A 12107-nucleotide genomic window follows, 5' to 3' on the forward strand; every position below is an offset into this window, starting at 1 on the left:
ATGCAGACTGCTTTCGCAGGCAAACGGCCGCCCCCGCTGAGCACTCCAGCGTGACGAAGCTCGCCGTGTGACGAGCCGAAGCTAGTTCGAATCATTCATCGACGACGCATTCGTAGACTTCATCAAACCTGGATTATCAGTAGGTATCGTCGAAAGTTGGGGATTGGCGCTGCACGAATCGTTCGCGTGTCGCATTGATCGTGTCCAGTTGCCAAGGCGCGGCTATTTTTCCTCGTTGGAGTGAAGACGACGCTTCGCGAATGCGTGCCTTCCGAATCGTTGTCAAGGTCGTAGGGAGTGGCCTCGGCAAAGCTGACGAATGAGCACGCAGGCGTTATCAGGCAGCATAGTCGGCCGCGATGCAGTTGTAGTTTCTCCTTTATTACCCACAGCCCCGGAAGACCTCAGTCTCCAGACTAGGGATGAAAGGCGGATGCCGCCTGTGCAGCAGGAGTCTTGTGATTCTCAGAGATGATCGATCAAGCACTCGTTGCGACTGTACCGGTGCCTACGTATTCAGGGAAAGGCGCAAAGCCCGCCCTCGCTCAGCCTTGACGAGACAGCAAGAGACGCCGCTTGCAACACGGGTCACCGACCAATGCCAGAGTTGCGGGCCCGCCCAGATGCAAACGGATTTGTCGCATGTCAGCTTCGTCGCGTAGCCCGGCGGTGCCGGCATGAACATCGAGAGATATCTGAATAGTAGGCCGTGCGATGGTGGCTGCGGATACCGATCGGCATATCGGCCGATCCGTGAATTAGTCGGCCCTTCCTAATCATCAAACATCCGAAATTACTGACCTTCAGACTACGTCAAACCTAGTCCAAGTTTTTCAGCGGTGGCCTTGGCCTGACGAATGGCGAGATCAAACGTGCCTTCTTTTGCCACACTCACGCGGTCGACACTCACCTGCCAACAATCGAACTGGAAGCGCCACCGAATGCGCCGCTCCTCTAACAACTCCGAAAACCATCGCCAGATGGACGCATCTTCTGCGTTTGCGGCCGCAGCAGCTTCGAAACGTACCTGTTGCATTACATCCATAAACAGCGCATTCGACATTCACATTTTAATAGTTACTACAGCTCTCGGCGAAGGTCCCTGAATCTGTCAATCGTCGCCCGCATCGGACCACACCGTGGCTCCGCGGCTTGCAGAGTGGTCACTCTAATATCGCAAGAACCGACTGCAACACCGCTGTGCCCAAGCTTGAACTTCTGAGCTTACGACGGCTCACACGCAGTCCGCGCCCCGTGGACCTGGCCCCGCAAGCCCTGAGTCGCCTAACGCGTAGCGTCGCGTACCATATTGCGCGCAATCACCAGTTGCTGGATCTGCGTCGTGCCTTCGTAGATGCGGAACAGGCGGACGTCCCGATAGAAACGTTCGACAGCATACTCGGACACGTAGCCCGCGCCGCCGTGAATCTGCACCGCGCGATCTGCGACGCGGCCACACATCTCCGACGCGAACAGCTTGCAGCACGACGCTTCCGTCGACACATCCTGCTTGTTGTCGCGGCGTCGCGCGGCATCGAGCACCATCGAACGCGCCGCGTAGATTTCCGCGCGGCTGTCGGCGAGCATCGCCTGGACCAGCTGGAATTCGGCGATCGGCTGACCGAACTGCTTGCGCTCCATTGCGTAGCGAAGTGCATCGTCAAGCATGCGCTCCGCCGCACCGACGCAAATCGCCGCAATATGCAGACGGCCTTTGTCGAGCACCTTCATTGCCGTCTTGAAGCCGACGCCCTCGTTGCCGCCGATGATGTTCGCCGCAGGCACGCGGCAGTTCTCGAAGATTACATCGCAGGTATGCGCACCTTTCTGGCCCATCTTCTTGTCGATCTTGCCAAGCGACAGACCGGGCGTGCCCTTTTCGACGATGAACGCCGAAATCCCGCCAGAGCCCTTGATGTCCGGATTCGTGCGCGCCATTATCGTGTAGATGCCGGCTTCCGGCGCATTGGTAATGAAGCGCTTGGTGCCATTGATCACGTAGTGGTCGCCGTCGCGCACGGCCGTCGTGCGCAGCGACGCGGCATCCGAACCCGAGCCCGGCTCCGTCAACGCAAACGATGCGATCAGTTCGCCCGAAGCGAGCTTCGGCAGATAGTGGCGCTTCTGCTCGTCGGTGCCGTCGATGATGAGGCCCTGCGAGCCGATGCCGTTGTTCGTGCCGATCAGCGAGCGAAACGCTGGGGAAGTCTTCGCTATCTCGAACGCGGCGAGCACTTCTTCTTCCATCGTGAGGCCAAGGCCGCCGTATTCCTCGGGAATCGTCAAACCAAACAGGCCGAGCGCGCGCATCTCGCTGACGATGTCGGCGGGAATCTCATCCGTTTCGGCGACCTCATTTTCGGCGGGAACGAGCCGCTCGCGTACAAAGCGCGACAGCGAATCGACAAGTAGTGTGAGTGTTTCGTTATCGCGAATCATCAGGTTTCCTGCATTGCCGTGGCGCGCGACCAGTGTATCGTCGTACGTTGCGCCGATTGCTCATGGCCGTCCTATGCCGACGTCAATCCGTGTCGCGAAAGGACTCTCGTGTATCAATACTTTTCCAACCTATCGTGGACTAGCACGCTTCAAGGGTACATTTCATCAATATGAACCTCAGCACCATGAACCGAAAAGAGGGCGTGACATTGAAAGAGGCACACCTGGTCATTGAGTGATCGGATGTACCTTAATTTCAAGAGGTGTACTACAGCGTCCGAGCGATCAACTCTTTCATGATTTCATTCGAGCCACCGTAGATTTTTCCGACTCGCGAGTTGACATAGAGTTTCGCGATTGGATACTCGGCCATGTAACCGTATCCACCATGCAGCTGCAGGCACTCGTCAATGATCTCGCAGCTTCTCTGGGTGCACCACCATTTCGCCATGGCGGCCGTCTCCGGATCGAGTTCACCACGCAGCACCTTTTCCATACAGCTATCGACAAACGCACGCGCAACGGTCGCATTCGTCTTGCATTCCGCCAACTTGAAGCGCGTATTCTGCAAACTGATAAGCTCCGCGCCAAACACCTTACGCTGACGCACGTAGGCGATGGTATCCTCAAGCGCCCGCTCCATTGCCGCCAATGCGGCTATGGCAATGATCATCCGCTCTTTCGGCAATTGCTCCATGAGTTGGGAGAAACCTTTGCCCTCTTCAGTGCCCAGCAAGTTCTCGGTCGAAACTCGTACATCGTCGAAAAACAGTTCCGTCGTGTCCTGTCCCTTCAGGCCGATTTTCTCCAATACGCGCCCTCGGCGGAAGCCCGGTAGATCTTGGGTCTCGACGACAACAATTGAGACACCCTTTGCCCCCATCCCCGGATCCGTTTTGGCGACGACGCAAACAAGATCCGCGTGCAGACCGTTTGAGATGAACGTTTTCGAGCCATTGATCACGTAGTGATCTCCGTCACGGACAGCCCTTGTCTTGATCGACTTCAAATCGGACCCCGCGCCGGGTTCCGACATCGCGATGGCGCCGATCATCTCCCCCGTGGCCATCTTGGGAAGCCAACGTTGCTTTTGTGCTTCCGTCCCGTACCTCAGGATATAGTGCGCGACGATGCCGCTATGCACACTGTTACCGAGGCTGCTCGCCAGCGCTTTCGCTTGCTCGAACATGATAATCGCTTCATGAGCAAACGTTCCTCCGCCTCCCCCATATTCCTCGGGAATGCTTGCGCATAACATGCCAACCTCGCCGGCCTTGCGCCATGCTTCTCGATCGACGTGGTGCTGCTTCCACCAGCGCTCTTCATTTGGTACGAGTTCGCGTTCAATGAATTTTCGGATCGCGTCCTGGAAGATCGCGAGATCATCCGTGATCCACGGGCTTCGACTTTCCGACATAGAATCCATCCCAGGTAAACTGCAGATTTGGTTCAAAATGAGGGACGACCACCGCATGCGGCCGCCTACACACTGTGTGGTAACAGATATAGCTAACGCTGCTGAAAGAGACAGCTGCAGTTAGACACCCTGTCGTCGCTCAACGCGGATGCTGGCCGTCGTCAACCTTCAAAAATGTGCCGGTAACGAAATCGGACGATGGCGACACGAAGTACAGCAACGTACTGTCAAGCTGTCGAGGGTCACCCATCCGACGACGCGGAAATCCTTCTGTCACATCGCCGACCCGCTGCAGCATCTCACCCATCATTTCCGACTCAAACATACCAGGCGCAATGGCATTCACGTTGATACCGAACTTTGCCCATTCGACTGCCAACGCCTCCGTCATTCTTACCACTGCTGCCTTGCTGATTGAATACAGCGCGGCGCCGTTCCCACCATAGTCAAAGGCAGTCATTGAAGAGATGTTGACAATCCGGCCGGGAAGCTTTGCGGCCATCAACCGGCGCGCAACTTCGCAGGAAAGGATGTAGGGAGCGCGCACATTCGTAGCGAGCACTCGATCGATTAATTCCACCGACATCTTGGTCGCACGAGTTGCGTCGGGAATCCCCGCATTGTTGACGAGTATCGATACGGGACCGAGTGCCTTCTCGGCTTCGCCCACTGCATCAACCAGCTGGGTGGCATCTGTGACATCAAGCTGGACAGCTATTGCCTCCCCCCCGGCGCTTCGGATGTCATTCGCCAGCTCCTCCAGTCGTTCAAGCCTTCTGGCTGCCAGTGCGACCCGCGCACCGCAACTCGCGAGAACCTGCGCGAAACGACGCCCCAGGCCCGAGGATGCGCCCGTAACAAACGCAGTCTGCCCGGAAAGATCAATTGAAAAGTTGATTGGCGGCAAGCTCATGTTGTTCTCCTCCTTGGTTTTTAGCGGAATTGGTCTGCTCAGCTGCGGCGTCCACTTGTCGGGATCTCGCAAAAAGGAATCGACTTATCCACGCGGATCTCGCTTGGTAGCCCAAGAACGCGTTCCGCGATGATGTTGCGCAGGATTTCGTCCGTTCCACCCTCGATTCTGGTTCCCGGTGAGCGCATTAGCATTGCCTGGAAGCGTCCGTCCGACACCGTTTCGTCCGCATCGGTCACCAGGCCCGTTGGCCCCTGCAAATCGAGGGCAAACATTGCGAGTTCCTGCATCGTCGTCCCCGCAACCAACTTGCCAATGGAGTTCTCGGGGCCTGGCAATTGCCCTTTGGACAAGGCGGTGATGGATCGCATCGCCGTATATTTCAGACCGTTCGCTCGCGTCGCAAAGTTCGCAAGCCGCGCCCTAACCATCGGGTTGTCGATCGCTGGACGCCCGTCAAGTTGAGCACTCATGCAGTACGAGAACAGTTCGGGAAAGCCGGTGGGCATTCCCGAACCAATCGACAATCTTTCATTCATGAGCGTCGTAAGCGAGACTTCCCAACCTTGGCCCACCGCACCTAGGCGCTGGGTATCGGGAATCCGGACGTCGGTAAAGTAAACCTCGTTAAAATCCGACTTGCCACTCACCTGCTTGATGGGGCGCACTTCGATACCGGCCGACCGCATGTCCACGAAGAACATGGTCAGCCCCTTATGCTTGGCCACGGTTGAATCCGTGCGAGTCAGCAACAGGCCGTAGTCCGCATAGTGCGCGCCACTAGTCCATACTTTCTGCCCATTGACGATCCAATCGCCGGTCCCATCCGGCGCCCGCTCCGCCTTCGTCCTCAATCCCGCAAGGTCCGACCCTGCCGTCGGCTCAGAGAAGAGCTGACACCAGATTTGCTCACCCGAGGCGAGCGGCGGTAGCAGCCGACGTTTATGGTCCTCGTTGGCCCAGGCAATCATCGTCGGTCCGCACATGCCGTGGCCAATGTTGAATAGCCGGCTAAGCGCAATGTAGATCCCTTCTTCCTGATTCCAGATTACGCGTTCGATGGGGCCGAGCCCTGCGCCGCCGTACTCCTTCGGCCATTGAAGACAGGCAAAGCCACCTTCGGACTTCTTCTTCTGCCAGGCTTTCGAAGCCAGAATCGGGTCCTCGCTCGTGACGCCGCTGTGTCCAAAGCTCGCCTTGAGCAGTTCTGCGTCGAGATGGCTCGGTGCGTTCGCATCGATCCATTCCCGGGCGCGTCGTCGAAAGTCCGCTTCTGTTGGGGTGTCGCTGAAATCCATGTCAATTCTCCTCAATTAGGCGCCAAATCGCGCTCACGGGACACCATTCGCTCAATCAAACGGTCTTCCCACGTCCAAAGCGAACCCACGGCGAGACCGAGTGCGTTGGAACGGCGGTAATAGAGGTGGCAGTCAAATTCCCAAGTGAAACCCGCGCCGCCGTGTACCTGAATACTGTTCTTGGCGCAGTGCTGAAACGCCTGCGTCGCGGACACCCGTGCGTTTGCCGCGGCGACCGGCAATTCCGACGCGTTTGCAGACAGCGCCCAAGCTCCGTAGTACGCGTTTGAACGCGCCAGCGTTGCCGACACGTACATGTCGGCCAGCATGTGCTTGATTGCCTGAAATGAACCGATCTGACGGCCAAAAGCCATTCGATCGAGGGCATAGTCACGCGCCAGTTCGATCGAACGATCGGCCCCCCCAACCTGCTCAAAGGCAATCAGAACGGCCGCTTGATCAAGGACACGTTCGATGATGGCCCGACCCTCGCCCGCATTGCCGAGAGGCTCCGCAGCCGCACCGTCGAATACCAATCTGGCCTGGCTTCGGGTTGGGTCTATGTTCTCCACGACCTCACGCCTAACGCAAGGCCCGTTCAAGTCCACAAGAAACAGCGAAATTTCATCTGATGCACCGCGTCCGTGCTCCCGTGCCGCCACTACCGCAACGTCGGCGATGTCACCATCAGGCACAGGAACCTTGACACCGCTTATGGTCCCGCGCTCCGCAATTGTGCGCATCGCTGCCGAACCAGCATGTCCCGGGTTTTCAGTCATCGCAAAAGTTCCAACGATGTCGGCGCTTGCGATTCCGGGGAGCCACCGCGACTTCTGCTCGTCCGAGCCTGCCAGCATCAGAAACTGAGCCGCAAGATAGATAGACGATGAGACCGGCACCGGAGCAAGACTCCTGCCGAGCTCCTCGGCCAGCACACACAACTCGAGATAACCGAGCCCCACCCCACCAAACTCCTCCGGAATTGCGGCCCCCAACACGCCGAGCCCCGCCAACTCCTTGTACAACACGCGATCGAAAGAACTGTTGCCCTCCAGGACCGATCGCACGGCCGATATCGGACACCGTTCTTTCAGAAACCGGCGCAATTGGTCGCGCAACATAATCTGTTCGTCGGAAAAATCCAGATTCATCTCTCTTGCCTCATTTCATTCCGGATACGCTTGGCCCATACGCCAAATTCACCCAGCGACACGCCAGATGTACGCTATGAATAGTTTGGTGGACGATTCTCCAGAAAGGACGCGATACCTTCCTTGTAGTTATCGTCGCGCGCGCAGAGCACCTGGTTGCGGTCCTCCATAGCTATCACCGCTTCCAGACCTTGCGCGTCGACCGCGCAATTAAGAGCTTCTTTCGTCAGGCGCAGCCCCAATGGCGTGGCATTCAGCATGTCTTTAACAAACGCACGCCCCTCATCCTCGAGGACGTCCGGTTCCACGATCCGGCTGAACAAACCGAGTTCCCGCGCTCGCTCGGAGTCCATGAAGCGCCCCGTCAACATGAACTCCGCGGCAATGGATGAGCCAACCATACGAGGAAGAAAGTATGAGACACCCATATCGCAGGCGCTAAGACCGATGCGGATGAATGCTGCGTTCATCCGGGTCGACGGTGTTCCAATGCGCACGTCGGACGCGAGCGCCAATCCAAAGCCACCTCCGCACGCAGCGCCATTGACAAGCGCCACGATTGGCTGGGGACAGCGCCGCATCGCGATGACAATTTCAGAAATGCCGCGTTGATAATCCAGATGTGCGCCGGTGCTGCTGAATCCGCCGGACCTGCGCTCCTTGAGGTCGAGACCTGCGCAGAATGCCCGACCAGCGCCGGCCAACACCACTACCCGGACATCGCGGCGCAAGTACAGTTCTGAAAAGAGCGAACGAAGCTCCTCAAGAAGCACCGGATTGAGCGCGTTCAATTGATCAGGACGATTCATTGTGACCCATAGCGCGGCCCCCTCCTCGTGAACGAGCAGGTGTACATACTCCCTCATGTTCCTATCTCCCAGTGGAAATTAACTCATTCATGCGACCAGGTTCTTGTCGCTTGAATCGCCCAGTCCAGCGCCTCCGTCGCAGTTGAGAATTGTCCCGGTGATATAGGAAGCGGCATCGGTGCACAGAAAGACGGCACTGTCCGCCACCTCTCGTGCTTCACCGAAGCGGCGCAACGGAACGCGCGCCGCTCTTTCGGCCACCGCTTCATCCGTCGGCGCCAATCGCGCCATACCTTCAGTTCCACGGATCGGCCCGGGCGATATGCCATTCACCCTAACGCCATGAGGACCCCACTCCATAGCCAGCACGCGCAACAGTTGGTTTATCCCCGCTTTCGCGGCACAGGCGTGTGCCTGCATCATGGTGGCGTTGACCGCCTGATTGGCTGTGATCGCAATCAGCGAAGCTCCAGGTCGATTCAACAGGTCATAAGACGCGCGGAAAACGTTGAACGTACCGTTGAGATCAATATCTACAACCGTCCGAAACCCGTTGGCCGAGATACCAACCGCCGGCGCCATGAAGTTTCCCGCCGCCCCGGAAATCACGATGTCGAGCCCACCAAACGCACTTGCAACATCTTCCAGGACGGCTCTGGTTGCATCGAAATCACGAACGTCACACGAACGACCGAGCGCGCCTTCGCCGATCTCCGCGGCTGCAGCTGCAGCCTTATCCGGATTACGGCCAGCCACCGCTACGCGTGCGCCGAGCTGCGCCATACGCTTTGCGATGCCCAGGTTGATTCCGCTGGTTCCGCCGGCGATAAACGCACTGCGTCCAGATAAAATGTTCTCAGAATAAACGTCCACGATGCCCACCTTTATTACAGAATTTAGGATTACAGATTTTTTATGAACTTTGACGATCACTGTGAACTTTCATCCGATACAGCCTCATTGATGACTTCATCCATGAAGCCCCTACCTTCCGACACAAGATACTCAAGGAGCGCCGCCGGCTTGAAGCGCTCACCATAACGGCGTTCAAATTCACGCATCTTTGCGAGAATCACCTCCAACCCCACCAGATCGGCCCAAAACATGGGCCCCCCTCGATACAAAGGCCAGCCATAGCGCTTGATCCATACCGTATCAATATCGGAAGCACGTGCGGCAATTCCCTCTTCCAGAATTTTTGCACCCTCATTGATCATCGGGTAAAGGCAGCGCTCAAGGATTTCCTGATTCGAAATCGAACGCCGGGTGATTTGTCGGTCCAACGCAAGATCGCGCACCACTCTCTCGGCAACTGCGGAAGGTCTTCTCTTACCGTTGTGGTCGTAGTCGTAATACCCAGAACCAATCTTCAAGCCCACGCGCCCCATTGCACAAAGGGCTTCGCAAACCGGCGAGGCTACGGCGGCGCCCTGATCCACGTCATCAAGGCCAGCCAAATCACGCCGGGCAAAGGGCCCCATGGGCATCCCGAAATCGTAGATGACGCGATCAATATCCCAGGGCAACGCGCCTTCGAACAGCAGGTTCTGTAGTTCGAGCGTCTGCTGCGCAAGCATTCGATCTCCGACAAGCCCAGAGCAATTCTTGACGACTACAGGTACCTTACGGATCTTCTTGCCCAGCTCAATAACCGTCGCGACGACCGTCGCGCCCGTTTCGGAACCGCGAATGACTTCAAGCAACCCCCTGTCGTTGGCCGGGGAGAAAAAATGCAGACCGATAACATCTTGCGCTCGACTCGTCGCTGCAGCAATTTCGTCAACGTCGAGGGAGGAAATGCTAGTTGCGAGAATTGTGCCCGGCGTGGCAAGGTTGTCCAGCTTTCTGAACACGTCGACCTTCAGATCCAGGCGTTCAGACACTGCTTCGATGACCAGTTCGCAGCCGCTCACGCTGTCTAGCTTCGTCGAGGTGTTCAACAGATTTATTCGGCGGTTAATTTCCTGTTGCGTCAACTGCCCCTTCTTTGCGGCAATCTCATAGCTCCTTTGTATCGCTGCGCAACCTTTTCGCAGAGCCATCTGATCCGTGTCAATCATGGTTACCGGAATCCCGACATTGAGAAAATTCATCGCAATGCCTGGACCCGTCGTTTCCGCACCGATTACACCGACATGTTCGATCTTTCGCCTCTCCGTTCTGTCGGGTATATCGGGAACCGTCGCGACCTTACGCTCTGCAAAAAATGCATACCGCTGCGCCTTTGATTGAGTCCCGTTCAGCAACATTCGAAATAGTCGCCGTTCCTCATCCAGACCTTCTTCGAACGATAGATTCACAGCAGCTTCGATGGCTTTGATGTTCGCTTCCGGCGCATCGAATCCTCGGAATCTCCGGGCGTTCTCCTCTCGATATTCGAGAAAGATTTCCGGCCTTTGGCGCGCTTCCTCGAGCTTGTCGTTGAGATCGGTTAATCTTGCTGCTTTGACGCCTTCGTCGATCATGCGCTTCGCGAAAGCAATGGCACCGCCACGCAGGCTTCCTTCGTCGACCAGTTCATCAAATAACCCCATTGCAACGGCGGTCTTGGCGGAAATATGCCGTCCGGTAGTTAGCAGATCCAGAGCTCTTTCAACGCCCACGATACGTGGCAGACGCTGCGTTCCCCCAGCCCCGGGCAAAAGTCCGATATTGACTTCAGGCCAGCCTGCCTTGGCTGACGGGACTGCCACGCGAAAATCTGCAACCAGAGCGATTTCCAATCCAGTACCGAGCGCCGTTCCGTGAATTGCTGCAATAACAGGTTTCGATATACGCTCCAACGTCTCCTGTACTTCCCGTACACTTGGCCCGACTAGAGGTTTGCCAATCTCCGTGATATCCACGCCGACCAAAAAGGTCTTACCTTTGCAGATGAGCACAATTGCCTGTGCCTCCGGATCGGCACTCGCGCGTCTGAATGCATTAACCAATCCTGTACGGACATCAGCCGACAAAGCATTCACTGGTGGTGAGTCTACCGTGACGATTGCAACATTGCGTTCAATCGAGACATCAACGACAGCATTGATAATATCCATGGCCTACCGTACTCTTCCGATGTTACGCAAGCAGCGGCGATTAGTTCGGTCAGTCCGCAGAGGCTTCTTCACGCTATTACCGAATCCGAGAGAGCGCTGCACGCCCCAATGCCTTCGCTTTATCGCCGCGCATTGCCTTTAAAGTTCGCAGGACGTTTTTCGCGAAATGCGGCAACACCCTCGTCAAAGTCCGGATTCTTGCCTGCAGTGCGTTGAGCTTCCCGCTCGAGCGCCAGCTGTTCGGAAAACGGTTCATCCAAAGCCGACCAGGCCAGTTTCCGAATCAAGCGATACGTATCAGTCGGCCCATTCGCGAGTCGAACCGCAATCTCGAGTGCCACAGAGACGGCTTCGCCATCAGGCACGACGCGATTGATCAGGCCCCAGCTCAGTGCCTGCTCGGCACTGATCTTTTCCGCTAGAAGCATCATCTCCATTGCCCGAACGCGCCCAGCAGCCGACGCGAGCAGATACGCAGACCCACCGTCAGGCACAAGCCCAACGCGCGAAAATGCCTGCAGGAAATAGGCGCTCTCTGAGGCAATGACAATATCGCCCGCCAATGCGAAAGCACATCCGACCCCAGCGGCAGCGCCATTGACTGCAGTCACAATAGGAATAGCGAGATTGCGAAGATGCAGCATGAGTGGATTAAACTGCCGCTCAAGTCGCTCCCCCGCATCGCGCTCATCGACAGGTTTGCTTGCCGCTCCGGTGACGAGGTTCACACCGGACGAGAACCCCCGTCCTTCTCCGGTCAGGACAATGGCGCGAGCCTCTGCTTCGGCGCGAGTAAAGGCTTCCTTGAGTTGATCGGCCATGCCCTCCGAGAATGCATTGAGGGTTTTCGGGTCGTTCAATCGAATGATCGCGACATCATGCTCGAGGGTATAAATCACCAATGCTTCAGACATCGAATGTCTCCTACTATCTGCTTTTCGAGAATCATTTAAATGCTCTGCCAGCGACCCGAACTTTCGCACAATGCGGTCGCTCTGGCGTCGGCGCCCATCTTGGGCTCGACCGGGAATGTGGGCGT

At 56.8% G+C, this 12107-nt stretch carries 10 protein-coding genes; all 10 read right to left on the reverse strand.

Annotated elements, in window-relative coordinates; genetic code table 11:
* Window positions 1-808: 808 nt before the first annotated feature.
* Window positions 809-1063 carry a hypothetical protein gene (locus GNZ13_RS21785; protein WP_236002061.1) on the reverse strand — a complete coding sequence of 85 codons (255 nt, stop codon included), beginning with the start codon at window positions 1061-1063 and terminating at the stop codon, window positions 809-811.
* 221 nt (window positions 1064-1284) lie between these two features.
* On the reverse strand, window positions 1285-2439 hold the full coding sequence (locus tag GNZ13_RS21790; protein ID WP_172166833.1) for an acyl-CoA dehydrogenase family protein: 1155 nt from the start codon (window positions 2437-2439) through the stop codon (window positions 1285-1287).
* A 268-nt stretch (window positions 2440-2707) separates the two neighbouring features.
* The gene (locus tag GNZ13_RS21795; RefSeq protein ID WP_172167974.1) at window positions 2708-3856 is read right to left on the reverse strand and encodes an acyl-CoA dehydrogenase family protein; all 1149 of its coding nucleotides are present in this window, start codon (window positions 3854-3856) and stop codon (window positions 2708-2710) included.
* Window positions 3857-3995: 139 nt separating this feature from the next.
* Complete coding sequence (locus tag GNZ13_RS21800; RefSeq protein WP_172166829.1) at window positions 3996-4769, reverse strand: SDR family NAD(P)-dependent oxidoreductase; 774 nt, start codon at window positions 4767-4769, stop codon at window positions 3996-3998.
* Window positions 4770-4807: 38 nt separating this feature from the next.
* Window positions 4808-6067 carry an acyl-CoA dehydrogenase gene (locus GNZ13_RS21805; RefSeq protein ID WP_172166827.1) on the reverse strand — a complete coding sequence of 420 codons (1260 nt, stop codon included), beginning with the start codon at window positions 6065-6067 and terminating at the stop codon, window positions 4808-4810.
* Window positions 6068-6078: 11 nt separating this feature from the next.
* Window positions 6079-7218 (reverse strand): acyl-CoA dehydrogenase family protein, encoded by a 1140-nt coding sequence (locus GNZ13_RS21810; RefSeq protein WP_172166825.1) that lies wholly within the window; start codon window positions 7216-7218, stop codon window positions 6079-6081.
* A 74-nt stretch (window positions 7219-7292) separates the two neighbouring features.
* Window positions 7293-8084, reverse strand: coding sequence for an enoyl-CoA hydratase/isomerase family protein (locus GNZ13_RS21815; protein ID WP_172166823.1), 792 nt, complete (start codon window positions 8082-8084; stop codon window positions 7293-7295).
* A 30-nt stretch (window positions 8085-8114) separates the two neighbouring features.
* Window positions 8115-8903 (reverse strand): SDR family oxidoreductase, encoded by a 789-nt coding sequence (locus GNZ13_RS21820; RefSeq protein ID WP_328807250.1) that lies wholly within the window; start codon window positions 8901-8903, stop codon window positions 8115-8117.
* A 53-nt stretch (window positions 8904-8956) separates the two neighbouring features.
* Entirely contained in the window at window positions 8957-11068 is a 2112-nt protein-coding gene (locus tag GNZ13_RS21825) for a 3-hydroxyacyl-CoA dehydrogenase NAD-binding domain-containing protein (RefSeq protein ID WP_172166820.1), read from the reverse strand.
* Window positions 11069-11187: 119 nt separating this feature from the next.
* Entirely contained in the window at window positions 11188-11982 is a 795-nt protein-coding gene (locus GNZ13_RS21830; protein ID WP_172166818.1) for an enoyl-CoA hydratase-related protein, read from the reverse strand.
* Window positions 11983-12107: the final 125 nt, after the last annotated feature.

Origin of the sequence: Paraburkholderia elongata (genome assembly GCF_013177735.1) — a bacterium.
Taxonomy (GTDB): domain Bacteria; phylum Pseudomonadota; class Gammaproteobacteria; order Burkholderiales; family Burkholderiaceae; genus Paraburkholderia; species Paraburkholderia elongata.

Bases quoted from the DNA above. Each gene is read 5' to 3' on its own strand.
- GNZ13_RS21785 (WP_236002061.1), bottom strand. From the start codon at position 1,063: ATGTCGAATGCGCTGTTTATGGATGTAATGCAACAGGTACGTTTCGAA.
- GNZ13_RS21790 (WP_172166833.1), bottom strand. From the start codon at position 2,439: ATGATTCGCGATAACGAAACACTCACACTACTTGTCGATTCGCTGTCG.
- GNZ13_RS21795 (WP_172167974.1), bottom strand. From the start codon at position 3,856: ATGTCGGAAAGTCGAAGCCCGTGGATCACGGATGATCTCGCGATCTTC.
- GNZ13_RS21800 (WP_172166829.1), bottom strand. From the start codon at position 4,769: ATGAGCTTGCCGCCAATCAACTTTTCAATTGATCTTTCCGGGCAGACT.
- GNZ13_RS21805 (WP_172166827.1), bottom strand. From the start codon at position 6,067: ATGGATTTCAGCGACACCCCAACAGAAGCGGACTTTCGACGACGCGCC.
- GNZ13_RS21810 (WP_172166825.1), bottom strand. From the start codon at position 7,218: ATGAATCTGGATTTTTCCGACGAACAGATTATGTTGCGCGACCAATTG.
- GNZ13_RS21815 (WP_172166823.1), bottom strand. From the start codon at position 8,084: ATGAGGGAGTATGTACACCTGCTCGTTCACGAGGAGGGGGCCGCGCTA.
- GNZ13_RS21825 (WP_172166820.1), bottom strand. From the start codon at position 11,068: ATGGATATTATCAATGCTGTCGTTGATGTCTCGATTGAACGCAATGTT.
- GNZ13_RS21830 (WP_172166818.1), bottom strand. From the start codon at position 11,982: ATGTCTGAAGCATTGGTGATTTATACCCTCGAGCATGATGTCGCGATC.